The 24,297-nt window shown below is 73.3% G+C and carries 19 protein-coding genes; 6 read left to right on the top strand and 13 right to left on the bottom strand.

Going from position 1 to position 24,297, the window contains the following annotated elements; translation table 11 throughout:
• Nucleotides 1-224 precede the first annotated feature (224 nt).
• Nucleotides 225-1,943 (top strand): carbohydrate-binding module family 20 domain-containing protein, encoded by a 1,719-nt coding sequence (locus IF88_RS0126115; RefSeq protein WP_030717317.1) that lies wholly within the window; start codon nt 225-227, stop codon nt 1,941-1,943.
• A gap of 97 nt (nt 1,944-2,040) precedes the next feature.
• The gene (gene pulA, locus IF88_RS0126110) at nt 2,041-7,395 is read left to right on the top strand and encodes a pullulanase-type alpha-1,6-glucosidase (RefSeq protein ID WP_030717315.1); all 5,355 of its coding nucleotides are present in this window, start codon (nt 2,041-2,043) and stop codon (nt 7,393-7,395) included.
• Here the strand turns inward: pulA and IF88_RS0126105 are convergent.
• The 8 genes from IF88_RS0126105 to IF88_RS0126070 form a co-directional block, all read right to left on the bottom strand.
• Nucleotides 7,382-7,918: a GNAT family N-acetyltransferase gene (locus tag IF88_RS0126105; protein ID WP_030717312.1), complete on the bottom strand. Its 537-nt coding sequence runs from the start codon at nt 7,916-7,918 to the stop codon at nt 7,382-7,384. The genes pulA and IF88_RS0126105 overlap by 14 nt on opposite strands.
• 33 nt (nt 7,919-7,951) lie before the next feature.
• Nucleotides 7,952-8,653 (bottom strand): TetR/AcrR family transcriptional regulator, encoded by a 702-nt coding sequence (locus IF88_RS0126100; RefSeq protein WP_030717309.1) that lies wholly within the window; start codon nt 8,651-8,653, stop codon nt 7,952-7,954.
• Between the two features lie 23 nt (nt 8,654-8,676).
• Entirely contained in the window at nt 8,677-9,723 is a 1,047-nt protein-coding gene (locus IF88_RS0126095) for a PDR/VanB family oxidoreductase (protein WP_030717307.1), read from the bottom strand.
• Nucleotides 9,720-10,616 (bottom strand): metal-dependent hydrolase, encoded by an 897-nt coding sequence (locus tag IF88_RS0126090; RefSeq protein ID WP_030717294.1) that lies wholly within the window; start codon nt 10,614-10,616, stop codon nt 9,720-9,722. Before IF88_RS0126090 ends, IF88_RS0126095 begins: the two co-directional genes overlap by 4 nt.
• Nucleotides 10,617-10,704: 88 nt before the next feature.
• Nucleotides 10,705-12,105, bottom strand: a complete 1,401-nt coding sequence (locus IF88_RS0126085; protein ID WP_199808136.1) for a hypothetical protein — start codon at nt 12,103-12,105, stop codon at nt 10,705-10,707.
• Between the two features lie 186 nt (nt 12,106-12,291).
• Entirely contained in the window at nt 12,292-14,232 is a 1,941-nt protein-coding gene (locus IF88_RS0126080; protein WP_037807077.1) for a hypothetical protein, read from the bottom strand.
• A 79-nt stretch (nt 14,233-14,311) separates the two neighbouring features.
• Nucleotides 14,312-15,109 carry a tyrosine-protein phosphatase gene (locus tag IF88_RS0126075; RefSeq protein WP_030717279.1) on the bottom strand — a complete coding sequence of 266 codons (798 nt, stop codon included), beginning with the start codon at nt 15,107-15,109 and terminating at the stop codon, nt 14,312-14,314.
• Between the two features lie 34 nt (nt 15,110-15,143).
• On the bottom strand, nt 15,144-15,731 hold the full coding sequence (locus IF88_RS0126070; RefSeq protein WP_107050639.1) for a rhomboid-like protein: 588 nt from the start codon (nt 15,729-15,731) through the stop codon (nt 15,144-15,146).
• 176 nt (nt 15,732-15,907) lie between these two features.
• On the opposite strand from IF88_RS0126070, the gene IF88_RS40865 reads away from it, so the two are divergent.
• Nucleotides 15,908-16,630 (top strand): hypothetical protein, encoded by a 723-nt coding sequence (locus IF88_RS40865; protein ID WP_158754576.1) that lies wholly within the window; start codon nt 15,908-15,910, stop codon nt 16,628-16,630.
• 79 nt (nt 16,631-16,709) lie between these two features.
• On the top strand, nt 16,710-18,164 hold the full coding sequence (locus IF88_RS0126060) for a PepSY-associated TM helix domain-containing protein (RefSeq protein WP_037807075.1): 1,455 nt from the start codon (nt 16,710-16,712) through the stop codon (nt 18,162-18,164).
• A gap of 102 nt (nt 18,165-18,266) precedes the next feature.
• Here IF88_RS0126060 and IF88_RS0126055 read toward each other — a convergent pair whose 3' ends face one another.
• From IF88_RS0126055 to glnII, 3 genes are all read right to left on the bottom strand, one after another.
• Nucleotides 18,267-18,866, bottom strand: a complete 600-nt coding sequence (locus IF88_RS0126055; RefSeq protein WP_030717268.1) for a winged helix-turn-helix domain-containing protein — start codon at nt 18,864-18,866, stop codon at nt 18,267-18,269.
• Between the two features lie 341 nt (nt 18,867-19,207).
• Nucleotides 19,208-19,846 carry a DUF6891 domain-containing protein gene (locus IF88_RS45725; protein WP_051837563.1) on the bottom strand — a complete coding sequence of 213 codons (639 nt, stop codon included), beginning with the start codon at nt 19,844-19,846 and terminating at the stop codon, nt 19,208-19,210.
• Between the two features lie 87 nt (nt 19,847-19,933).
• Complete coding sequence (gene glnII / locus IF88_RS0126045; RefSeq protein ID WP_030717264.1) at nt 19,934-20,953, bottom strand: glutamine synthetase; 1,020 nt, start codon at nt 20,951-20,953, stop codon at nt 19,934-19,936.
• A gap of 212 nt (nt 20,954-21,165) precedes the next feature.
• Between glnII and IF88_RS0126040 the strand changes: the two genes are divergently transcribed.
• Nucleotides 21,166-22,083 (top strand): Gfo/Idh/MocA family protein, encoded by a 918-nt coding sequence (locus IF88_RS0126040; RefSeq protein ID WP_030717263.1) that lies wholly within the window; start codon nt 21,166-21,168, stop codon nt 22,081-22,083.
• Between the two features lie 28 nt (nt 22,084-22,111).
• On the opposite strand, the gene IF88_RS0126035 is transcribed toward IF88_RS0126040, so the two are convergent.
• Both IF88_RS0126035 and IF88_RS0126030 read right to left on the bottom strand, forming a co-directional pair.
• Nucleotides 22,112-22,645 carry a hypothetical protein gene (locus IF88_RS0126035; protein ID WP_234323701.1) on the bottom strand — a complete coding sequence of 178 codons (534 nt, stop codon included), beginning with the start codon at nt 22,643-22,645 and terminating at the stop codon, nt 22,112-22,114.
• A 48-nt stretch (nt 22,646-22,693) separates the two neighbouring features.
• Entirely contained in the window at nt 22,694-23,257 is a 564-nt protein-coding gene (locus IF88_RS0126030) for a MarR family winged helix-turn-helix transcriptional regulator (protein ID WP_078893148.1), read from the bottom strand.
• On the opposite strand from IF88_RS0126030, the gene IF88_RS0126025 reads away from it, so the two are divergent.
• On the top strand, nt 23,251-24,093 hold the full coding sequence (locus tag IF88_RS0126025; protein ID WP_030717258.1) for an alpha/beta fold hydrolase: 843 nt from the start codon (nt 23,251-23,253) through the stop codon (nt 24,091-24,093). The two genes, IF88_RS0126030 and IF88_RS0126025, sit on opposite strands and share 7 nt — an antisense overlap.
• The last annotated feature ends 204 nt before the right edge of the window (nt 24,094-24,297 follow it).

The raw sequence follows: 24,297 nt of genomic DNA, 5'->3' as shown, positions 1-24,297 counted from the left end.
GGCGGTACCCGGGCCGATGTCCCCACCGACCGTCGCGCGCTGATCGGGTGTCACGCCCGATCAGCGCGTTCGCATGTCCGGCGCGGTCGGCGCGGTCGGCGCGGTCGGTCGGCACGGTCGGCGCGGAAACAATTCTGCAATCTCTTGCGCAAAGTCTTGCAACATTCCGGGCTGCCCCCCTACGGTCGCGTGCAATCCCCACCTCTTCCGCCAGGAGGCCCCGCATGTCTGCCAGAGCCGCCAGACCCCCACGCCCACCCGCCGTCGCCGGTGCCTTCGCCACCGCGGCCCTCCTGGCCGCCGTCACCCTCACCGCACAAGCGCCGCAGGCCGCCGCCGCGGCGCCCGGAGACAAGGACGTCACCGCCGTCCTCTTCGAGTGGAAGTTCGCCTCCGTGGCCGCCGCCTGTACCAACGCGCTCGGGCCCGCCGGGTACGGCTACGTGCAGGTCTCGCCCCCGCAGGAGCACGTCCAGGGGCCCCAGTGGTGGACCTCGTACCAGCCCGTGAGCTACAAGATCGCCGGGCGGCTCGGCGACCGCACCGCCTTCAAGGCCATGGTCGACACCTGTCACGCCGCCGGCGTGAAGGTCGTCGCCGACTCCGTCATCAACCACATGGCCGCCGGCGACGGGACCGGGACGGGCGGCAGTTCGTACACGAAGTACAACTACCCCGGTGTCTACTCCGGTTCCGACCTGGACGACTGCCGGGCCACCATCACCGACTACCAGGACCGCGCCAACGTCCAGAACTGCGAGCTCGTACAGCTCGCCGACCTGGACACCGGCGAGGACTACGTGCGGGGCCGGATCGCCGGGTACCTCAACGACCTGCTGTCGCTGGGCGTCGACGGCTTCCGGATCGACGCCGCCAAGCACATGCCCGCCGCCGACCTCGCCAATATCAAGTCCCGGCTGACGAACCCCGGGGTCTACTGGAAGCAGGAGGCGATACACGGCGCGGGCGAGGCCGTCTCGCCGAGCGAGTACCTCGGCACCGGCGACGTGCAGGAGTTCCGGTACGCCCGGGACCTCAAGCGGGTCTTCCAGAACGAGAACCTCGCCTACCTGAAGAACTTCGGCGAGGCCTGGGGACACCTGCCCAGTGGCCAGGCCGGGGTCTTCGTCGACAACCACGACACCGAGCGCGTCGGTGACACCCTCAGCTACAAGGACGGCTCCGCCTACACCCTCGCCAACGTCTTCATGCTGGCCTGGCCCTACGGGTCCCCGGACGTGCACTCCGGCTACGAGTGGACCGACAAGGACGCCGGCCCGCCGAACGGCGGCGCGGTGAACGCCTGTTACGCCGACGGCTGGAAGTGCCAGCACGCCTGGCGGGAGATCTCCTCCATGGTCGCCTTCCGCAACGCGGCCCGCGGCCAGTCGGTCACCAACTGGTGGGACAACGGCGGCGACCAGATCGCCTTCGGACGCGGCTCCAAGGCGTACGTCGCCCTCAACCACGAGGGCTCCGCCCTCACCCGCACCTTCCAGACCTCCCTGGCGGCCGGCGACTACTGCGACGTCCAGAGCGGGCGCACGGTCACCGTGGGCGCGGGCGGGCAGTTCACCGCCACCCTCGGGGCCGGTACCGCCCTCGCCCTGCACGTCAACGCCCGGACCTGCGCGGGCACTCCGGCCGGACCCGCCGGGGCCTCCTTCGCCGTCAACGCCACCACCGTCCCCGGCCAGAACGTCTACGTCGCCGGAGACCGGGCCGAGCTCGGCGCCTGGAACACCGCCGCCGCCCTCAAGCTCGACCCGGCCGCCTACCCCGTCTGGAAGCTCGACGTCACCCTTCCGGCCGGCACGTCCTTCGCGTACAAGTACGTCCGCAAGGACGCCGCCGGCAACGTCACCTGGGAGAGCGGCGCGAACCGCACCGCCACCGTCCCCGCGAGCGGCAAGGTCACGCTGACCGACACCTGGCGCACCTGAGCCGCCGCTCCACCGACCAGGGCCGCCCGGCACCCTTCTCTCCCCGCCACCGCCGGGCGGCCCTCATCCGTGCGACACGTACACAAGGAGACCCGCCTTGATACGCCCTGCCGCAGGAGTGCTCGCCGCCGCCCTGGCCGTGACGCTCCTGCCCGCCTTCCCCGCCGCGGCCGCTGCCGCCGCGAAGCCGCCCGCCCCGCCCTCGGACGCGAAGCTGGCCGCCGAGCCGGCCCGGCACGACCTGACCCGGGAGCAGTTCTACTTCGTGCTCCCGGACCGGTTCGCGAACGGCGACCCGCGCAACGACCGGGGCGGCCTGACCGGCTCCCGCCTGGAGACCGGCCTGGACCCCACCGACAAGGGCTTCTACCAGGGCGGCGACCTCAAGGGGCTCACCGACCGGCTGGACTACATCAAGGGGCTCGGCACCACCGCCATCTGGATGGCGCCGATCTTCAAGAACCAGCCGGTGCAGGGCAAGGGCGACGACGTCTCGGCCGGCTACCACGGCTACTGGATCACCGACTTCACGCAGGTCGACCCGCACTTCGGGACCAACGCCGACCTGGAGCGGCTGATCGACACGGCGCACGGGAAGGGGATGAAGGTCTTCTTCGACGTCATCACCAACCACACCGCCGATGTCGTGGACTACCGGGAGGCGTCGTACTCGTACCTGTCGAAGGGGGCGTTCCCCTATCTGACCAAGGACGGGGTGCCGTTCGAGGACAAGGACTACGCGGACGGGAAGACGAAGTTCCCGAAGGTGGACGGCACGTCCTTCCCGAGGACCCCCTTCGTGCCGGACGCGAAGAAGAACCTCAAGGTCCCGGCCTGGCTCAACGACCCGACGATGTACCACAACCGGGGCGACTCCACCTTCGCGGGCGAATCCTCCGACCAGGGCGACTTCTTCGGCCTCGACGACCTGTGGACCGAGCGGCCCGAGGTCGTCGAGGGCATGGAGAAGATCTACGAGAAGTGGGTCAAGGACTTCCGTATCGACGGCTTCCGGATCGACACCGTCAAGCACGTCAACACCGGGTTCTGGACCCAGTGGGCGACCGCCCTCGACGCGTACGCGGCCAAGCGCGGCCGTGACGACTTCTTCATGTTCGGCGAGGTCTACTCCGCCGACACCGCCGTCACCTCCCCGTACGTGACCCGCGGGCGCCTCGACGCCACCCTCGACTTCCCGCTCCAGGACGCGATCCGCGCGTACGCCTCCCAGGGAGCGGGAGCCGGCCGGCTGGCCTCCGTCCTGGCCGACGACTACCGGTACACCAGCGACAAGGCCAACGCCTACGAGCAGGTCACGTTCCTGGGCAACCACGACATGGGCCGCTTCGGCACCTTCCTGAAGCAGGACCGGCCGGGCGCGGGGGAGCAGGAGCTGCTGGGCCGCTACCGGCTGGCCAACGAGCTGATGTTCCTCTCCCGCGGCAATCCGGTGATCTACTCCGGTGACGAGCAGGGCTTCACGGGCGCGGGCGGCGACAAGGACGCCCGCCAGCCGCTCTTCGCCTCGCAGGTGGCCGACTACCTGGACGACGACCAGCTCGGAACGGCGCGCACGCACGCGAGCGATGCCTACGATCCGGAGCACCCGCTCTACCGGCAGATCAGTGCTCTCGCGAAGCTGACCAAGGCCCACCCCGGCCTGCGCGACGGCATCCAGAGCGAGCGCCTCGCCGACGGCTCCGTCTACGCCTTCGCACGCACCGACGCCCGCAGCCGCACCGAGTACCTGGTCGCCGCCAACAACGGAACCGAGTCCCGCACCGTCGAGATCGACGCCCCGGCCGGCGCCCAGTACCGCACCCTCTACGGCGGCACCGCCCTGCTCCGCGCCTCCGCGGCGGGCAAGCTCACCGTCCCCGTCCCGGCTCTCGGCTCCGTGGTCCTCCAGGCCCTCGCGCCCGCCGCCAAGCCCACCGCCAAGCCGGCCCTCACCCTCAAGGCCCCGGCGCCCGGCGCCACCGGCACCGTCGAGCTCTCCGCCGACGTCACCGGCGGCGGCCTGAACCGGGTCGTCTTCGCCGCGCAGAGCGGCAACGAGAAGTGGCAGGTGCTCGGTTCCGCCGACCACGCCCCCTACAAGGTCACCCAGCACGTCGACACCAAGACCCCGGCCGGCACCGCCCTGCGCTACAAGGCCGTCGTGGTCGACGCCGCCGGCCGCACCGCGAGCGCCCTCGCCGAATCCGTCGCCGGCCAGGCCCCGCCCACCGAAGTCCCCACCGCCACCCAGCGCGACTACGCCGTGGTCCACTACAACCGGCCCGACGGCGAGTACACGAACTGGCGGCTCTACGCCTGGGGCGACCTCGCCGAGGGCGAGGCCACTCCCTGGCCGGAGGGCCACGGCTTCACCGGCCGCGACGCCTACGGCGCCTTCGCGTACGTCAGGCTGAAGCCCGGCGCCTCCTCCGTCGGCTACCTCGTCATCGACAAGGACGGCAACAAGGACGTCGCCGCCGACCGCACCATCGACGTCACGAAGACCGGCGAGATCTGGCTGGAGCAGGGCAAGGAGCCCGCCCGCACCGACCGCCCCGCCTACCCGCCGCAGGATCAGGCCAAGGCCGTCCTGCACTACCAGCGCCCCGACGGCGCCTACGACGGCTGGGGCCTGCACGTCTGGACCGGCGCCGCGACCCCCACCGACTGGTCCAAGCCGCTCCTCCCCGTCCGCACCGACTCCTACGGCGCGGTCTACGAGGTCCCGCTCGCGGCCGGCGCCACCAGCCTCAGCTACATCCTCCACAACGGCGACGAGAAGGACCTCCCCTCCGACCAGTCCCTGGACCTCAAGGCCACCGGCCACGAGGTCTGGATGCTGGGCGGCAAGGAGAAGTACCTCCTGCCGCAGCCCGCCGGCTCCTCCGCCGCCCTGGACCTCACCAAGTCCCAGGCCGTCTGGATCGACCGCGCCACCCTCGCCTGGAACGCCCCCGCGACCGCCGCCTCCGTGCAGCTCCTCGCCTCCCGCGACGGCTCCGTCAAGGCCGAGAACGGCACCCTGACCGGCCACGCCCAGTGGCTGCGCCTGGGGGCCCGCACCGAGCTGACCGCCGCCCAGAAGCAGAAGTTCCCGCACCTGGCCGCCTACGGCGCGTACACCGTCGACCCGCGCGACCGCGACCGGGTCCGCGAGGCCCTGCGCGGCCAGCTCGTCGCGAGCGCCCGCGCCGCCAACGGGGCCGTCCTCGCCGCCACCGGCGTCCAGCTCGCCGGCGTCCTCGACGACCTGTACGCGACGACCGCGGCCCTCGGCCCGGTCTTCAAGGACGGCCGCCCCACCCTCTCCGTCTGGGCGCCGACCGCCCAGCAGGTCTCCCTCGAACTCGACGGCCGCACGCTCGCCATGCACCGCGACGACGCCACCGGCGTCTGGTCGGTGCGCGGCGAGCGCTCCTGGACCGGGAAGCCGTACCGCTACGCCGTCACCGTCTGGGCCCCGACCACCGGGCAGATCGTCCGGAACCTGGTCACCGACCCGTACTCCACCGCCCTGACCGCGGACTCCACCCACAGCCTGGCCGTGGACCTGGCCGACCCCAAGCTCGCCCCGCCCGGCTGGAAGGACCTGCGCAAGCCCGCGGCCGTCCCCTTCACCTCCGCGCAGATCCAGGAGCTCCACATCCGCGACTTCTCCGTCGCGGACCGCACCAGCACCCACCCCGGCCAGTACCTGGCCTTCACCGACACCTCCTCGGCGGGCATGCGGCACCTTCGCGACCTGGCCGCCGCCGGAACCTCGTACATCCACCTCCTCCCGGCCTTCGACATCGGCACCATCCCGGAGAAGCCCGCCGACCGCACCCAGCCCGCCTGCGACCTCACGGTGTACGCGCCGGACTCGCAGGAGCAGCAGGCGTGCGTGGCCGCCGCGGCCGCGAAGGACGCGTACAACTGGGGCTACGACCCGCTGCACTACACCGTCCCCGAGGGCAGCTACGCGAGCGACCCGAACGGCACCGCCCGTACGGTCGAGTTCCGCAGGATGGTCCAGTCCCTCAACGGGTCCGGGCTGCGCACGGTGATGGACGTGGTCTACAACCACACCGTCGCCGCGGGCCAGTCGGACAAGTCGGTCCTCGACCGCATCGTCCCCGGCTACTACCAGCGGCTGCTGGCCGACGGCTCCGTCGCCACCTCCACCTGCTGCGCGAACACCGCCCCCGAGAACGCCATGATGGGCCGGCTCGTCGTGGACTCGATCGTCACCTGGGCGAAGGAGTACAAGGTCGACGGCTTCCGCTTCGACCTGATGGGCCACCACCCGAAGGCCAACATCCTGGCCGTCCGCAAGGCCCTCGACGGCCTGACCCTCGCCAAGGACGGGGTCGACGGCAAGAAGATCGTGCTCTACGGGGAGGGCTGGAACTTCGGCGAGATCGCCGATGACGCCCGCTTCGTGCAGGCCACGCAGAAGAACATGGCCGGAACCGGCATCGCGACCTTCTCCGACCGGGCGCGCGACGCGGTCCGCGGCGGCGGCCCCTTCGACGAGGACCCGCGCGTCCAGGGCTTCGCCTCGGGCCTGTTCACCAGCCCCAACTCCTCGCCCGCCAACGGCACCCCGGCCGAGCAGAGGGCCCGCCTGCTGCACGCCCAGGACCTGATCAAGGTGGGCCTGTCGGGCAACCTCGCCTCGTACGCCTTCACCGACACCACCGGCCGCCGCACCAAGGGGTCCGAAGTGGACTACAACGGGGCCCCGGCCGGCTACGCGGCCGCCCCCGGCGACGCCCTCGCCTACGCGGACGCCCACGACAACGAGACCCTCGCCGACGCCCTGACCTACAAGCTCCCGCCGTCCACGAGCAACGCCGACAAGGGCCGCATGCAGGTCCTGGCCATGGCGACGGCCACCCTCTCGCAGGGCCCGTCCCTGTCCCAGGCGGGCACGGACCTGCTGCGCTCCAAGTCCCTGGACCGCAACTCCTACGACAGCGGCGACTGGTTCAACGCCATCCAGTGGGACTGCCGCAGCGGCAACGGCTTCGGCCGCGGCCTGCCCCCGGCCGCCGACAACGCCCCGAAGTGGCCCTTCGCGAAGCCGCTCCTGACGGGACCGGCCCCCACCTGCGCGGACATCACGGCCACCGCGGCGGCCCACCGCGACCTGCTGAAGATCCGCACCACCGCTCCGGAGTTCGCCCTGACCACGGCGGAGGCGGTCCAGTCACGGCTGTCCTTCCCCCTCTCGGGCAAGGACGAGACCCCGGGCGTGATCACGATGACCCTGGGCGACCTGGTGGTGGTCTTCAACGCCACCCCCACTGCCCAGCCCCAGCGCGTCCCCGCTCTCGCCGGCACCGCCTACCGCCTGCACCCGGTCCAGGCCGCCGGCTCCGACCCCACGGTCAAGCGGTCCGCGTACGACACCACGACAGGAGAGTTCACCGTCCCCGCCCGCACCGTCTCGGTCTTCACACGGCGCTGAGCCGGTCCAGTCGCTTCTCCAGCAGGATCACCCCGTAGGTCCTGCCGTCCTTCCCGACCTTGTTGGGGAGCTCCCCGACCACCCGGTAGCCCGCGGCCCGGTAGTACGCGAGCAGCCGGGGGTTGGTGGAGACGCAGTCCAGGCGGGCCCGCTCCCGTCCGGTCCCGGCGATCCGCCGCTCGGCATGTTCGAGCAGGCGGCGCCCGGCGCCGGCGGGGGCGGCCTCGCGTTCCACCATCAGCCGGTGGACGTAGCCGGCCACCGGGGGCTGGACGCCCCAGGCGTCCTCGTCGGACCACCACAGCTCGTACGCCCCGACCACCCGGCCGTCGCAGTCGCCGCCGAGCCACACCTCGCCGTCGTCCATCCGCGCGCGGAAGTGGGCGGCGTCCTTGTCGCCGGGCTTCCACTGGTCGATCCCGTGCTTCTGCATCCAGCGGGCGGCCTGGTCGTGCAGCCGCACCAGCGTGCCGGCGTCCTTCTCCGCGGCCTGCCGGAACAAGATCCCGTCGTCAATGATCACGCGGGCATTATCGGTGATCGGAACCGTTGGTGATCAAGAGCCCGGAACGAGGCCGCCGAGGCGCCCGACCAGTTCTCCGAACGGCCCGTCGGCCGGCTCGTCGGCCAGGATCCGTACGAGGATCCCCGCCATCTCGGCGTCGTAGGCCGCGCTCACCGCGGCGAGCGCGGCGAAGTCGTGCACCAGCTGCAGTTCCAGCTCGGCGCGCGGGATGCGGCGCCCGTCCAGCCAGATCAGCGCGGTGGACTCGGCGAGCGACACCCAGGACCGCACCACGAGTTCCAGCCGCGCCGGCGGGTCCTCCAGTCCGATGCCCAGGTGCGTGAGGATCTGCTCGTACGCCGCCTGCCGGACCTCGTCGATCATCGCGTTGGCCCGGCTGCTGCCGGCCGCCGGACCGCCCCGCATCAGGGCCGAGAAGCCCGGCCCGTGGTCGTCGACGAAGGCGAAGAACCGCCCCATCACCCGCAGCAGCCGTGCCCCGAGCGGCCCCTCCCGGGGCTCGACGAACCGCAGCGCCAGCTCGTCGGCGGCCCGGCGCAGCGCGGCCTCGTACAGGCTCAGCTTGCCGGGAAAGTAGTGGTAGACGAGCGGCCGGGATATTCCGGCCGCCGCCGCGATCTCGTCGATCGACACATCGTCGGGCGACCGGTGGCTGAACAGCTCCAGGGCCACCCCGATCAGCTGTTGCCGCCGCTCCTCGACACCCATCCTGCGTCGCACCCCGGTTGTCATGCGGACACCCTACTGGGGAGCGTTCACAGGTCCAGGACGAGGCGGTCCCCCTTCGCGCGCGAGACGCACAAAAGCATCGAGTCCGCCCGCTCCCGGTCCGTGAGGAGCTCGTCGCGGTGGTCCACCGCGCCCGCGAGCACCCGGTGTTGGCAGGTTCCGCAGAAACCCTGCTCGCAGGAGTACGGGGTGGCGGGCAGCTCCCGGCGCACCGCGGCCAGGGTTGTCTCGTCCGCGGCGACCTCGACGACCCGCCCCGAGCGGCGGAGCTCGACCGTGAAGGGGTTCGCCGGGCCGGGACCCGCCGCCGGGGCGAAGCGTTCCAGGTGGACCGCCGCCGGGTCCGGGGCCGCCGCCGTGACGGCCAGCATCAGGGGCTCGGGTCCGCAGCAGTAGACGAGCGTGCCCGGCCCCGCCGTGGCCGGCGCCGTCAGGTCGGGCCGGCCCGCCTCGTCCTGCGCGACCACCGTGACCCGGTCCCCGTAGGCGGCCAGTTCCGCCAGGAACGGCATCGAGGCGCGCGAGCGGCCCCCGTACAGGAGGGTCCAGTCGGCGCCGGCCGCCGTGGCGGCCCGGAGCATGGGCAGGATCGGGGTGATGCCGATGCCGCCCGCGACGAAGACGTACGAGGGCGCCGGGACCAGCTCGAAGCGGTTGCGCGGCGGGCGCAGTTCCAGTTCGGCGCCCTCGACCAGCTGGTCGTGCGCCTCGCGGGAGCCGCCGCGGCCGTCCTCGACCAGCCGGATCGCGATCGTGTACCGGCCGCCGTCCGCGGGGTCGCCGCACAGGGAGTACTGGCGGACCAGACCCGAGGGCAGGGTCACGTCCACGTGCGCGCCCGGGGTCCACGCCGGGAGGTCCGGTGACTCCAGGGTCAGTTGCAGCACCCCCTCGGCCGGCCGCGTACGGGAGACGATCAGGGCGCGCAGGGCACGGCGAGGGGAGTGGCCCGAGACCGGTGTCTCCAGGGCCGGCAGGGGCCAGAGCGGGGACCTGCCGATGCGGCGGTTCAGGGCGCGCCTGGTCACCCAGGCGGCGCCCGCGACCGCCGTGACCGCGAGGGCGCGCCTCATGCCCGCACCCCGCCGTTCGCGCCGGGGGAGGCGGCCAGGTAGGCCACCGCCTGGGCCGTCGAGCCCTCCTGGGAGGGGTGGTAGGTGCGGGAGAGGTACCTCGGTATGGACTTCAGCATGGCGCCGCTGGTCGGCAGGACTCCCTGCCGCCCCGCCCGGAAGAACTGTCCGAAGGAGGCCTTGGCGGCGTCCGGGTGCGGGTCGTTGTCCATGAAGAAGCGGACCCCCCGCTGCCACAGGAAGACCAGCGCCGTGAAGGCGGTGGCCCAGGTGCGGGCCCGGCGGCGGTAGTTGCCGTCCACGTGCATGAAGAGGTCGAAGGCCACCGAGCGGTGCTCGACCTCCTCGGCGCCGTGCCAGCGCAGCAGGTCCAGCATGGTGGGGTCGGCGCCCCGCCGGTCCAGGGCCTCGGCGTTCAGCACCCAGTCGCCCAGGAACGCCGTGTAGTGCTCGATCGCCGCGATCATGGCGACCCGCTCCATCAGCCACCAGTGCCGGGCCCTGCCCGGCGGGAGGGTGCGGTCGCCGAGCAGCTTCTCGAACAGCCAGTCCACCTGCGCCGTGTACGGGGTGGGGTCCAGGCCGAGCCGCTTCAGGTGGGGGAGTACGTCGTCGTGCGCGGCGGCGTGCATGGCCTCCTGGCCGATGAAGCCGACCACGTCCGCCCGCAGCCGCTCGTCCTTGATGTGCGGGAGCACCTGCTTGTAGACGTGCACGAACCAGCGCTCACCCGCGGGGAGCAGCAGGTGCAGCACGTTGATCATGTGCCCGGCGAAGGGTTCGCCGGGCAGCCAGTGGAGCGGGGTGTCCTCCCAGCCGAAGGACACGTTCCGGGGCCTCAGGTCCACGTGTTCCGACGCCACGGGGGCGGGCGCGAGCGGCGTATTAGACATGGCGTCAATGTACTGATGGGTACAGGGGGTGAGAAGCCCCCTGCGCCGACTTCTCGCCGGCCGCCCCCCGCCCGCCCCCGCCGGGCGGTTAGCGCCCGGTGCTTCCACTCACGAGCGCCCACTCGCGGTTCAGGGTGCCCAGCGGGAGCTTGCGCTCGAAGACGGGCGTGCCGAACAGGGACAGCTGGAGGTGGAGGTTGCCGCTCAGGTCGAATCCGCCGTACAGCGCCCAGGCGCCGGCGAGCGAGGTCTTGCCGTCGCTGGACGCGGTCGCCTTGACGTCGGCCTCGCCGCGCAGGTACGGCGCGAAGTCGGCGGTGACGCCGACGGCGCCGTAGAGGCCGACGGACGCCTCGGCGCCGAGCGCGCCCTTGACCCGGCCGGCGGCGGTGACGGTCGCCTGGACCGGCGTGCTCTGGACGTTGGAGGTGCTGACCGGCGTCCAGCCCTTGCCGAAGGCGTAGCTGCCGCCGACCTTGAAGTCGCCCTTGACGTCCTGCTGGACGTCGAGGGTCACGCGGCCGTCGGCCTCCACCTGGACGTAGCAGGTCAGGTCGAGGTTGACGACGACCGGAACCGGGCCGACCTGGATGACCGGGGAGCTGTGCAGCTTGGCGAACGGGATCCGCTTGGGGGCTCCGGTGCTCGCGGCGGCGCGGCCCTGGAGCTTCCACTGCGAGGACCAGTCGCCGCTCATCCCGAGGTAGGCGCCGCGCGGGCCGGCGCCGCCGCCCGGGGTGCCGTCGTACGAGAACTCGACCTGCGGGGCGAGCTGGACGAAGCCGGTCACCGAGGCGCCGGCCGAGGCGGGGGCGTCCGGGGCGGTGTCGACGGAGGCGTCGACGTCGAGCCGCAGGTTCCCGAGCGGCAGCTTCGCGCCCTGGGGGCCGAACTTCAGGCCCTGGCTCTTGGCCCAGGAGAAGGTGACGCCCTTCATCAGGGGCTCGACGGTGACCGATGCCGGGTCGACGGGGACCTTGCCGTCGGCCTTGTCGTCACCCAGGACGGAGTTCAGCGTCGTGGCGGCGGTCTTGACCTCGGTGCCGCGGTCGGTCTTGCCCACGACCTCGGTGACCTTGGCGAGCAGGCCGTTCGGGGCGCCCGGTGCCGGGGCGCTGGCGATGACGTCGCCCGCCGCGACGGGCTTGGCGGCCTCGGGGGACCTGCCCGGGGACGGGGTGCGGGTGGGCCCCTCGGGGGCCGTGGATATGACGGCCCGTCCGCTCTCCTTGTCGTAGGAGGCGACCTTCAGCGAGGACTTCTCGGTCTTGCCCTTTCCGTCGCCGCGGGACACGGCCGACGGTGTGGGCGACCCCTGTGGCGCCGCGGCCACGTCGAGCTGCTGCGACGTGCCGTCGCCCGTCGGGGCCAGGGTGGCGGGAGCGGCCGGTTCGGCGGCGCGGGTGTGGGGGGTGGAGGAACAGCCGGTGGCGGCGAGCGCGAGGGCGGTCAGGCCGGGGAGCAGGAGGCGGCGGGCGAGCATGCGCACGTGGTTGACCTTCAGGCGGGTGAGGGGGGTGGGGGATTACCGAGCGGTAACCGGAATCTGATCATGCCATGTGCACGCTACGACCGTCATGTCCAGATCCCGCCAACTCCTCGACCACGCTTGGTCGTTGAATCTTCACCCGCCTCTGCGTCCCGGCCCGGTCTGCCTCCTTGCGCGGCGTCCCCGCTATCGCAGTGTCCCCGCCTTCGTCCCGTCCGTGAGCTTGCCCGACAGGTCCACCTGCGCGCCGGCCGGTGCCTTGACCGCGAGCCGGTTGCCGTTCGCCGCCCCGCTCACCCCGCCGCCCGACACCGACAGCGAGGCGAACTGCGCACTGCCCGCCGCCAGCACGTACCACTGGCCCGCACGCGACTTCCACAGCACGCCCGCCAGCACCCGCGGCTCCCGCGGCCCGCACGCCACGGACCCCTCGGACTTGGCCGCCTGCGCCGCCGTCGCCGAGCCCGGGGCCAGGAACTGCGCCTGCACCCGATCGGCCGCGCCCTGCCAGGTCTCGGCCCGCGTGCAGAGCCACGTCGCCGTACCCTCGCCCTCCGGCAGCGGCTGCTTCGCGTACGTCCAGGCGTTGACCGTACGGACCCCGTGCGAGCGGACCGAGGGCAGCAGGCAGGCGATCTTCGACCAGTCGCCCAGTTCCGCGGCCTCCGTCACGTCGCGCTCGGCGCCGGGAGCGCCCGACGTCAGCCGGGCCGGGGTCAGTTCACCGAGGTCGGTGATGAGCCGGGTGGTGCCGTCGCCGGTCAGGGCCAGGGCGTTCCAGCTCGTACAGCTGCCCGCCGGGGCCGGGCCCGCGACCGGCGGGGTCACCCCGTCCGGGGCCGGCTTCAGCACCGCCGCCGGGGCGCCGGGCTTGAGGAGGTCCCGCAGGGAGACGCCGGTGACCCAGGGCGCGGTGAGGTAGCGGACGTTGCCGTCGACCCGGCTGAGCACCAGCGCGGTCGCCGTGTCGGCCGACGCGCCGTCGGTCCGGGCGAAGTCGAGGGCGGCGCCGGCGGTCCCGGTGCGCGGTTCGGCGTAGCGGACCACCCGCAGGCCGTCGTGGAACAGGACCACGACGGCCTGGTCGACGACGCCCGCGAACAGCAGCTGCGCCGGTCCCATCGGCGGCCCGGCGGGGGACCCCGGAGTGGCCGAGACGACCACGGAGGAGCCGGGCCGGGCCCAGACGGCCAGCGCCCGGCGCAGCAGGGCGGCGTCGTCGGCGCGGTCCCCGCGGGCGGGCCAGGTGGAGAAGTCCGTACGGGAGGACGTGTGCCAGAGCGTCGGCGCGGCCCGGACCAGCTTCCCGGGATCCAGGGCCTGCTCGGCCGCGGCGTTGCGCGAGTAGAGCGGGGCCGCGGCCCCGTCCGAGCCCCAGCCCCCGCCGGGCAGCGCGAGCAGCGCCCCGCATACGGCGAGGGCGGCCGCGGCGGCCAGCGCGGCCCGGCCGAGCCGGCGCCGCCGCAGCAGGTCGGTGGGCCGGGCCTGGAGCACGCACGGATCGAACTCGGGGGAGGTGAACAGGGCGTCGTTCGCCGGATCCCCGGACTCCGCGACGGCGGCGGCCGGATCCGGGACCCCGGCGTCGTCGAGCACCCGGAGCACCTCCGGCTCGGGCAGCCGCTCCAGGGCCCGCAGCACGCAGGCGGCCCGGCCGGGCCCGTCGAGGGTGGCCAGCCACTGGTCGAGGGCGAGCTCCTCGGCCCCGCCCGAGCGGGGGAACAGCCGCAGCCCCCACACCTGGGGGAGCAGCGGCGGGAGCTGCGCGCGCCGGGGGAGCGCCCGGAAGGTCAGCGGGATCCCGGCCTCCAGGGCGGCGCGCAGCACGCGCAGCCGGACGTAGGAGTATCCGGAGTCGTCCGTGCCGGCCCGCTGGCCCGGGACCCCTCCCTGCACGGCCGCCGCGGCCGCCGCCGCGTTCCGACGCCCGCGCGGCAGCGCCCGCTGGACCAGCGAATGGGCGGTGAGCACCCGTCGGTTGCGGCCGAGGGCGGGCGGCAGCACCAGATAGGCGAGCCGCACCAGCCGCGGGTAGTGCTCGACGATCGCGGCTTCGGCCTGCTCGACGTCCGGCGGCACGGGAGACACGGGAGGCAGGGGGCGGGTGGCGGTATCCGGCGCAGTCACGTTCAGCAGAACGAGCGAATCGTCGGATGGTCACCCGTCCGGAGGGTCCCCTTCGAGTGCAATGTCCGGCGGTGCGGGGTCAGGCCACCAGGCGGGCGCGCAGCGCGTCGACCGTCTCGTCGGGGACGCCGAGCCCCTCGCGCACGTACTTCTCCATGGAGCCGTAGCGCGTCTCCACCTCGTCCAGCGCCGCCTCCAGGTACGAGGGGAAGACGCCGATCAGCGCGAGCGCGATGTCCGGGTCCCCGCCGGCGGCGGTGAAACCCTCGATCAGCGGGGCGAAGGCCTGCTTCACCGCGGGGTTGACGGAGAGGTATTCGGCCATCAGCGTCTCGTCGTCCGCGCCGAGCAGCGCCAGGATCACCGTCGCGCCCCAGCCGGTCCGGTCCTTGCCGGCCGTGCAGTGGAAGAGCAGCGGGCCCGCCGTGGGGTCGGCGGCCTCGGTGAGCAGCATCCGGTACGCGGCCTGCGCGGAGACGGAGCTCACGAAGGACCGGTAGGTGTCGGCGAACAGCGCCTGGGCCTTGCCCCCGCCCAGGTGCTCCTCCGCCACCGCGGGGTCGGACAGCAGGTTCTTGAGCTGCGACGCGGCGGGCTTCCTGCCGGCCTCCCGCAGCTTGTCCGCGAGGACGTCGCCCACCAGCAGCCGGGCGCCGTCGGGTATCCGGTCGGGGTGGTCGGCGCGCTCGGCGCCGGTGCGGAAGTCGATGACGGTCCGCACACCCAGGGCCGCCACCACCGGATCGGCGTCGAGGTCGAGCCGGTCGAGCTGGCCGGAGCGCAGCACCAGGCCGGGGCGGACGGTCCGGCCGCCGGCGAGCGGCGTACCACCGAGGTCGCGGAGGTTGGCGACGGTGGTGGAGGGGGTGGCGGTCATCGTGGCGGCTCCAGCGGTACGGTCATGCGGCGATTCAGGCAATTTTCTGATGTTTCGCCCCGGAAAGACAATCGAGGGCCAGCGAGACCCCGATGCCGATCCCGAGCGCGGCCAGGTGGCCGGCGTCGGTGAAGGTGCGCCCGCGCTTCAGTACGGGCGCCGCGGCGAGCACGAGCAGGCCGGCCCGGGCGGCCGTACGGACCCTCCCGCGCGGCAGGGCCGAGGTCAGCGCGCCGAGCACGGCGTTGAAGCCGTAGCTCGTCCCCACGTCCAGGGAACGCCGGGTCTGCGGATCGGCCGTCCCGCGCAGGGCGCCGTACACGAGGAGGGTCGCCGTGGCGTGCCCGAACAGGAACACCGCGGCCGTCCACCAGGCGCCGTACGCGTACTCGGCGTACCCCAGGACGGCGACGAGCAGCAGGGCGTAGGGCAGGGGCATGGGCTCCTCGACGACGACGGCGCTGCTCAGCAGCGTCTCCCAGCGCCCGGCGGCGAGGTTGTCGACGTTCGTCGAGCAGGTGCGCAGCAGCCGCTCCCGCTCCGCCGGCCCCCTCCGCTCCAGGGCGTACGCCCCGAGCTGGACTGTGCCGGCGTACACCGCTCCCAGTGGAATCGCGTTCACGCACCCATGATCGGATACCGCCCTCTGGCGGACACCGGCGGGCCCCGTGCGAACATGTCCCGGCCATGTCTGAGAAATCCGCGCCCCTGCGCGCCACGCGGGCCGCGATATTCGCGGCGATGTGTGTCGCTTTGGGTGCCGCGGGGCATTCGTACATGTCCGGCACGGATGTCCCCATGGCTGGCCTTCTGGGTGCTTTCGCGGTGACCGGCGGGCTCGCCTGGCTCGCCGCCGGGCAGCGGCGCGGTCCCGTGGGGATCACCGCGGCCGTGCTCTCCGTCCAGGGGGTGCTGCACCTCCTCTTCTCGGGGAGCCAGGTCGCGGGGCACGTCGGCGCCGCACCCGCCGCGACGCCGGGACACCACCACCACGTGCCGGCCGCCGAGGCGGGCGGCACGATGGCCGCCGGCGGCCCCGGCGCGGCGCGGATGGCGAGCACGGCGGACATGGCGAGCACGGCGGACATGGCGGGGATGGCCGATGTCCCCGGGACGGCCGACATGGCGAGCATGGCCGACCTGACCGACCTGACGGACCTGACCGGGATGGCCGACCTGGCCGGGATGGCCGCCCACGGCGGCGCCGGGATGATCGCCGCACACCTGCTCGCCGGACTGCTCTGCGCCGCCTGGCTGGCGCGCGGCGAGGCCGCCGTCTTCCGGCTGGCACGGGTCCTGGGGGCCGCCGCGCTGCACGCGGCCCGGCCGCTCTCCCGCGCACTCGCCCTGGTGCGGGCGCGGGTGGCCGTCGTACCGGCCCCGCCCGTCTTCCCCGCCCCCTACGAGCGGCCGCGCGACCTGCGCGGGGCCGTGCACGCCCATGCCGTGGTGCGCCGCGGGCCGCCCGGACCCGGTCCGTTCCCCCGCTTCACGGCCCCCGGCCGTCCTGCTCGCGCCTGACCCGGCGCTCCCTCGGCGAGAGGGATGGCGAGACCTGGGGCCGATGTCCCCATGCCTTCGCCAACACCGAGGAACCACCATGTCCCTTGACGAGGTCCAGGACGTCCGCACCCCGGACGCCGCCCCATCCGACATACCCAAGAGCCGCGTCGGCGGCTGGGCCGCGCTGCGGCCGCTGCTCTTGCGCACGCACTTCTACGCGGGTCTGCTGATCGCCCCGCTGCTCTTCCTCGCCGCCGCCACCGGCCTGCTCTACGCGGCCTCCTGGCAGGCCGAGAAGATCGTCTACGCCGACGAGCTGACCGTCGCCCGCGTCGGCGAGAGCGTCCTGCCGCTCAGCGCCCAGGTCGCGGCCGCCCGGGGCGCCGCCCCCGAGGGCTCGGTCGTGTCCGTGTGGCCGGCCCCCGACGCCGAATCCACCACCCGGGTGATCATGGAGAGCGAGGGGCTCGCGGAGGGCCGCACCCTCACCGTGTTCGTCGATCCGTATACGGCCGAGGTGCGCGGGCAGCTCGAGACCGCCGGTGACGCGCTGCCCCTGCGGGCCTGGCTGAGCGAGTTCCACTCCAGCCTCCAGCTCGGGGAGTTCGGCCGGAACTACAGCGAACTCGCCGCGAGCTGGATGTGGGTGGTCGCGCTCGGCGGTCTCGCCCTGTGGATCGGCCGCCGCCGCAAGCGCAGGGCACAGCTCGTCCTCCCGGACCGCAAGGCCACCGGCCGCCGCCGCACCCTGTCCTGGCACGGAGCCGTCGGCCTGTGGGCCGTCACCGGACTCGTCGTCCTCTCCGCCACCGGCCTGACCTGGTCCAAGTACGCCGGCGAGAACATCGGGCAGCTCCAGGACAGCCTCGGCGGGGCCACTCCCGCTGTCTCCGCGAAGCTGACCGCCGGCGCGGACTCCGGCTCCGACGAGCACGCCGGGCACACCATGCCCGACGGCATGCCGATGGCCCCGCCGCCCCCGCCCACCGCCGACGTCGGCCTCGACCAGGCCGTCGCCGCCGCCCGGGAGGCCGGAGTCACCGAGTCGATCCGCGTGACCCTGCCCGCCAAGGGCAAGGGGTACGTGGTCAAGGAGCAGGACAAGCAGGTGCCGGTGCACTTCGACGCGGTCGCGGTCGACCCCGCCGACGGCCGGGTCATCGACGAACTGCGCTTCGCCGACTACCCCCTGCTCGCCAAGATGACCCGCTTCGGCATCGACCTGCACATGGGCCAGACCTTCGGCCTAGCCAACCAGATCGCGCTGGCCGCGCTCGCCGTCGCCGTGATGTTCCTCGTCTTCTGGGGCTACCGCATGTGGTGGCTGCGACGGCCGACGAAGGACCGCAAGTTGTCCGTGGGCCGTGCGCAGCCGCGCGGCGCCTGGCGGAAGCTGCCGGTGACCACGCTCCTGCCGCTGGTCGCGGTGACGGCCGTGGTCGGCTGGTTCATCCCGCTGCTCGGGATCAGCCTGGTCGCCTTCCTCGTGGTCGACGTCCTGCTGGGCTTCGTCGCGGGGCGCCGCGCCAAGGCGGCCGCCCCGGCCGCCTGAACGCGCGAGCGCGTGTCCGCGTGACCGCCTGACCGTCCGACGCACGCGGGCCCGTACTCCACCCGGGAGTACGGGCCCGCCGCGTACGGTCGCCAAGTCCGGTCAGGGCGCGTACTTGTAGCCCACCCGGCGCACCGTCTGGATCGCACTGCGGTGGGCCGCGCCCAGCTTGCGGCGCAGGCGGGCGATGTGGACGTCCACGGTCCGGCCGTCGCCCACGTGGCCGTAGCCCCAGACCGTGGTGACCAGCTGGTCCCGGCTGTGCACCCGGTGGGGGTGCCGCACCAGGTGGGCCAGCAGCTCGTACTCCAGGTAGGTCAGGTCGAGCACCCGGCCGTCGACCTCGGCGGTGCGCTGCGCCGAGTCGATGCGGACGAGGGCGTCGCCCGCCGGCGCGGCCGCGGACGCGGTCGGGGCCGGGACGGGGGCGGGCGCGGCCGGTGCGGCCACGGTGTGCGGGGTGAAGCCGACGGGCGGCTGCTGGTCGGCCGGTACGAGCACCAGGTAGCCGATCATCGGCGGCTGGCCCGGCAGCGTCGGGAGGGTGTGCTGGGGCGCGGGCAGCCAGGTGGCCCCCGGCGGGAGCAGGTCCACGACCCGGGCCACCTCGTCCCGCTCCACGGAACGCAGCCGGTGGCGCGGATGGGGCGGATAGGGCAGGGAAGCGGTCGCAGCGGAGGTGAGGGTGCGGGTGTTCGCCATGAGTGGTCAGCTCTTTCACGCGGAGTGGTCGGCAGGGAGACGTACGTACGTCATCGATGTCGCACCGCGCAGACCGAAGGCCTGAGGGAAGGTCAGAGGGGAGATCCCGGAGGCTTTAGAGGGCCGGCGCGTTCTTCGCGCGGCAACACTCCCGGTCGTAATCGTGATCCTGACGGGAGGGCCAGAACGGCTCGAGGTCGCTGCGACCTGACGAGGTGTACGGGTGGCTGGCCATGGCCCCATTCAAGCAGATGTCATGTCCCCCGGGCAGGCCACGTCTCATATCATGGATCGGAATCTCATATTCCGCCACAAACGCCCGCCAAACCAGGACAATCCCCTCAACCCCCCAGCCGCCTACGCCAGTCCAACCCCACGACCCGTATCGCATCGTGGGCACCCCCACTCCATGCCCACCCGAGCCCCTCACCCTCCAGCGCGGCGACCACCTCCCGGCCGACCGCGACCGTGAGCGCCTCGTCGGGCTCGAACCCCCCGTACATCAGGAAGAGGTCGCGGCCCGCGGCCGCCCCCTCGGTGCACTGCGAGTGGAAGAACACGAACCCGCACGCGTCCTGCGCGCCGTCCGCCCAGATCTCGGCGAGACCGCAGCTGCGGCAGCAGGTGAAGTTCTCCCGCGCGGTGATGCCCGACGCCTCCAGCGCGGCGAAGGCCCGGGTGATGCGCTCCGGGTCGGTCTCGCCCACCCAGTCGGCCTGCTCCGCCAACCGCTCCCGCCAGAGCCGGCCCACCAGCCGCGCGGCCTGGGCGGCGGAGACCGGCCGGACGTCGCCGTCGACGAGGTACTCCTCGGCGGACTCGGCCAGCGCGCCCGGCCCGTCATAGCCGCAGCGCAACCACCCGCGCACCACCTCCGCCAGCTCCTGCTCCACCGCGGGATCGAGGGGTGGCACCCCCGTGCCCGGCGCGGGACGTTCACAGGACTCGCCGTGCTCCGTGTGGATCCTGATCGCCGTCATGCGGTCACCGTGGCACGGGGGACTGACAACGCCCGCCGGGCCTGTGGGGCGCGGCGGGCGTTGTCGTGGGTTCGGGGGACCCGGGGGTCAGACCAGGCCGTCCTTCTCCAGGCCGGTGCAGCAGGTGTCCGTGATGAGGCGGGTCACCACGTACGGGTCCACGTTCGCGTTCGGGCGGCGGTCCTCGATGTAGCCCTTGCCGTCCTTCTCCACCTGCCACGGGATGCGGACCGAGGCGCCGCGGTCCGAGACGCCGTAGCTGAACTCGTTCCAGGGGGCGGTCTCGTGCAGACCGGTCAGGCGCTCGTCGATGCCCGCGCCGTAGTTCTTCACGTGGTCGAGCGGCTTGCTGCCCTCGCCCAGGGCCTCGCACGCCGAGATGATCGCGCGGTAGTCCTCGCGCATCGCCTTCGTGGAGAAGTTGGTGTGCGCGCCCGCGCCGTTCCAGTCGCCCTTGACCGGCTTCGGGTTCAGCGTCGCGGAGACGTTGAAGTCCTCGGCGGTGCGGTAGAGCAGCCAGCGCGCGATCCACAGCTGGTCGGAGACCTCCAGCGGGCCGACGGGGCCGACCTGGAACTCCCACTGGCCGGGCATGACCTCGGCGTTGATGCCGGAGATGCTCAGGCCCGCCGCGAGGCAGTGGTCCAGGTGCTTCTCGACGATCTCGCGGCCGAAGATCTCGTCCGAGCCGACGCCGCAGTAGTAGCCGCCCTGCGCCGCCGGGAAGCCGTTGACCGGGAAGCCGAGCGGGCGGGAGCCGTCGAAGAAGGTGTACTCCTGCTCGATGCCGAAGATCGGCTCCTGGGCGGCGAACTTCTCGGCGATCGGACGCAGCAGCGCGCGGGTGTTCGACTCGTGCGGGGTCATGTCGATGTTCAGGACCTCGCACAGCACGAGGACGTTGTCCCCGCCGCGGATCGGGTCCGGGCAGGAGAACACCGGGTTGAGCACGCGGTCGGAGGCGTGGCCCTCGGCCTGGTTGGTGCTCGATCCGTCGAAGCCCCAGATCGGCAGCGCGTCGCCGTCCGAGAGGATCTTCGTCTTGGAGCGAAGCTTCGCCGTCGGCTCGGTGCCGTCGATCCAGATGTACTCAGCCTTGTAGCTCACGGGCCCCATCCTCAGACTCTGCGGGTGCTGCTGGTCGCTGCTTCATCGCTGCGGTGATGACCGCAGCGTGCCCGCCCGCGATTTCCCTTCCGTTGCCCATGTGTGAACCCCGTGTTACCGAGGTTTACGCCGCAGGTCGGGTGGGCTGTGCGGGCCGCGAGCGGGTCGGGGGTGGAACGCCCGTCCGGGTGGGGCAGACTGAGCGGGTGAGCATTTCGTCTGATTTGAACCCCATCGGAGAGCCCCGACCGCGGGTCGGACTGCTCGGCACCGGCCCCTGGGCGCACCGCACCCACGCGCCCGCCCTCGCCGCGCACACCGGCTCCGACTTCGTCGGCGTGTGGGGCCGCCGGCCCGAGGCGGCGGCCGAGCTGGCGCGCGCCCACGACGTGAAGGTGTACGAAGACCCCGACCAGCTGTTCGCCGAGTGTGACGCCGTGGCCTTCGCCCTGCCGCCCGACGTCCAGGCCCCCCTCGCCGTGCGCGCGGCCGCCGCCGGCTGCCACCTGCTGCTCGACAAACCCGTCGCGACGACGGTCGAGGAGGCCAGGGCCGTCGCCGACGCGGCCGCCCGCCACGGCGTCGCCTCCGTCGTGTTCCTCACCCTGCGCTTCGCCGAGCCCACCGCCGGCTGGGTGGCGGAACAGGCCGGACGCCCCGGCTGGTTCACCGCGGCCGCGCACTGGCTTGGCGCCGTCTTCCCGCCCGACGGCACGCCCAGCGCGTACGCCGACTCGCCCTGGCGCAAGGCCAAGGGCGGGCTGTGGGACGTCGGCCCGCACGCGCTCTCCGTACTCATCCCGGTCCTCGGCGAGGTCACCGAGGTCAGCGCCACCCGGGGCCCCTCCGACGTGGTCCAGCTGGCGCTGCGGCACGCCTCCGGCGCGGCCAGCACTGCCGTCCTCAGCCTGGGCGCGCCGCGCGCGGCCGCCGGCGTGGGCCTGCAACTGCGCGGTACCGAGGGTGTGTACGAGCTGCCCGGCTGGAGCGACGTACCGGGTGCCTACGGCCGCGCCCTGGACGCGCTCCTCACCGCCGCCCGCACGGGCGTGCCGGATCCGCGCGGCGCGGAGTTCGGGGCCCGGCTGACGGAGATCCTCGCGGAGGCGGAGGCGCAGCTGCCGACTTGACGTGCGGGCCGCGTTCTGGACGGCCGTCCTACTTGATGACGGCGTTCGCCACGATGATGGCCAGGCCGATGGTGGCGTCGGCCAGGCCGATCAGCAGGGCCGAGGTCATCCGGTAGCCCACGCGGAGCGCCACGACCGAACCCCACGCGAACAGCAGCGCGGTGTTCAGGCCGAGGCCGACGGCGGTCACCCCGTACGAGTCCCAGTCGACGAGCCCCGAGAGGACCAGCAGCAGCACGGTGGGGAGGGTGGCCGCGATCATCGGCCACTCGTGCCACAGGGCGAGGACCAGCAGCCGCCACCGGTGGGAGGCGGAGTCCTGCCGGTGTGAGGCCATGTGGTGCGCGTAGCCGTGCGCGAGCGCGGCCGTGGCCGCCGTGACGAGCACCCAGCTGGCGTCGTAGAACGGGGTGAAGTCCCCGCCCTTCTGGTCCAGCGCGGCCAGCAGTCCGCTGGCCAGGACCGTCCCGTACACCCCGCCGAACATCCAGTCGGCGCCCCGCCGCGCCGGCGGCACCGGACGTGTGCCGGGGCTGGTCTGGGGCTGCTGCTGCTCGTTCACGACGGGTCCTTTGGTGTGGTTCGTCCCTCTTTGGATACGGAGGCCACCCTACGAGGTGCGAGGTGGGGGCGAGATGAAGGCCGTCGCACCCGTCCCCGCGAAGACGGCGTGGGCGGCCGTCAGGAAGCGGCGTACGGCGTCCCGTTCGGCGGGGTCGAAGCCGTCGAGCACCTGGAGCACCCCGTCGATCAGCGGGCCGAAGAACTCCCGGCCCAGTCGGATCGCCGCCGGCTCCACGCGCAGCAGGATCCGCCGCCGGTCGCGCTCGTCGCGGATCCGTGCCACGTGGCCGAGCCGCTCCAGCCGGTCGATCACGGCGGTGGTGCCGGCCGAGTTGAGGCCGAGCCGGGCGCCCAGCAGGCCGGCCGTGGCCGGCTCGTCCGCGCGGGCCGCGTCGAGCAGGCAGATCAGCGCCCGTACGTCGGTGGCGTGCATGCCGTTGCGGGCGGCGAACTCCGCCTGGCGCAGGCCGAACTCGACGGTCACCGCCCGCAGGAGGTGCACCAGCCGCAGGTTGTCGGGTTCCTGGTTGTCGTCCACATCGCCTCCGCCTAGGATCTCTCGCTGAGCGAGATTATCGCCCAGCGAGACATCGGAGCCCCGCCATGTCATCCGCCACGTTCCGGACGTCCTCCTTCCGCGCCGCCTACGACGAGGCGCTCGGCCAGTGGCCCGGGCCCGTCGAGGCCGTCGACCTGCCGACCCCGTACGGGGTCACCCGCGTCAACAGCTGCGGCCCGGCCGACGCCCCGCCGCTGGTACTGCTGCCCGGCGGCGGGGCCACCTCCACCGTGTGGGGCGCCGTCGCCGCCGCCGGGGCCGCCCGCACGCACCGGATGCACGCCCTGGACCTGGTGGGCGACCCCGGGCTCAGCGTCCCGGCGCCCGGGCGGGCGATCCGGTCCGTGGCGGACCTGGTCGGCTGGCTCGACGCGGTCCTCGACGGGCTCGGCGCGCAGGGGCCGGTGACGCTCGGCGGCCATTCGTACGGGGCCTGGATCGCCGCCCACTACGCCGCCGGGCGCGCGGCCCGGCTCGGCCGCCTCGTGCTGATCGACCCCACCCAGGTCTTCGCCGGGCTCCGCCCCGGGTACGTGCTGCGCGCACTACCCGTGCTGGTGCGGCCCACCCCGGAGCGGATCCGCTCCTTCCTCGGCTGGGAGACCCGCGGGGCCGCTCTTGACCCGGCCCGGCTGCGGCTGCAGGACGAGAGCGCCCGCTTCCCCGCCGTCCGCCCGGTCACCGGGCCGCGCCCGGACCTGGCCGCGCTCGCGGCGGCGCCGGGCATCGACGTCCTGTTCGCGGAGCGCGCCCGCTGCCACGACGCCGGCCGCGCGGCCCGGGCCGCCCGGGCGGCGCTGCCGGGCGCGCGCGTCGAGGTACTGCCGGGGGTCGCGCACCACGCGCTGCCGCTGACGGCGGCCGGGGAGATCGCCCGCCGGTTGTGACGGGGTCGGGCGTGTGTCGGGGCTCCGCCCCCGCGCCTCAAACGCCGGCGAGGCTGAATTTGTGCGGCGGGGCCGGATGGTGCGGTGGGGCCGAAGGGTGCGGCTCAAAGATCGGGGCTCCGCCCCGGACCCCGCGCCTCAAACGCCGGCGAGGCTGAATTTGTGCGGCGAGCGGGCCAGCCCGGCCGGTTGGGACGGGGGTGG

The sequence above is a fragment of the Streptomyces sp. NRRL F-2580 genome, from assembly GCF_000720115.1.
In the GTDB taxonomy this organism is placed as follows: Bacteria; Actinomycetota; Actinomycetes; order Streptomycetales; family Streptomycetaceae; genus Streptomyces.
The sequence above is the reverse complement of the archived record's forward strand: the minus strand, read 5'-3'. Positions and strand labels throughout refer to the sequence as shown.

Excerpts from the sequence above, each read along its gene's own strand:
- IF88_RS0126025 (WP_030717258.1), top strand. The coding sequence starts at position 23,251 with ATGTCATCCGCCACGTTCCGGACGTCCTCCTTCCGCGCCGCCTACGAC.
- IF88_RS0126055 (WP_030717268.1), bottom strand. The coding sequence starts at position 18,866 with ATGGCGAACACCCGCACCCTCACCTCCGCTGCGACCGCTTCCCTGCCC.
- IF88_RS0126060 (WP_037807075.1), top strand. The coding sequence starts at position 16,710 with ATGTCCCTTGACGAGGTCCAGGACGTCCGCACCCCGGACGCCGCCCCA.
- IF88_RS0126115 (WP_030717317.1), top strand. The coding sequence starts at position 225 with ATGTCTGCCAGAGCCGCCAGACCCCCACGCCCACCCGCCGTCGCCGGT.
- IF88_RS0126090 (WP_030717294.1), bottom strand. The coding sequence starts at position 10,616 with ATGTCTAATACGCCGCTCGCGCCCGCCCCCGTGGCGTCGGAACACGTG.
- IF88_RS45725 (WP_051837563.1), bottom strand. The coding sequence starts at position 19,846 with ATGACGGCGATCAGGATCCACACGGAGCACGGCGAGTCCTGTGAACGT.
- IF88_RS0126100 (WP_030717309.1), bottom strand. The coding sequence starts at position 8,653 with ATGACAACCGGGGTGCGACGCAGGATGGGTGTCGAGGAGCGGCGGCAA.
- IF88_RS40865 (WP_158754576.1), top strand. The coding sequence starts at position 15,908 with ATGGCTGGCCTTCTGGGTGCTTTCGCGGTGACCGGCGGGCTCGCCTGG.
- IF88_RS0126095 (WP_030717307.1), bottom strand. The coding sequence starts at position 9,723 with ATGAGGCGCGCCCTCGCGGTCACGGCGGTCGCGGGCGCCGCCTGGGTG.
- IF88_RS0126030 (WP_078893148.1), bottom strand. The coding sequence starts at position 23,257 with ATGACATGGCGGGGCTCCGATGTCTCGCTGGGCGATAATCTCGCTCAG.
- IF88_RS0126075 (WP_030717279.1), bottom strand. The coding sequence starts at position 15,109 with ATGACCGCCACCCCCTCCACCACCGTCGCCAACCTCCGCGACCTCGGT.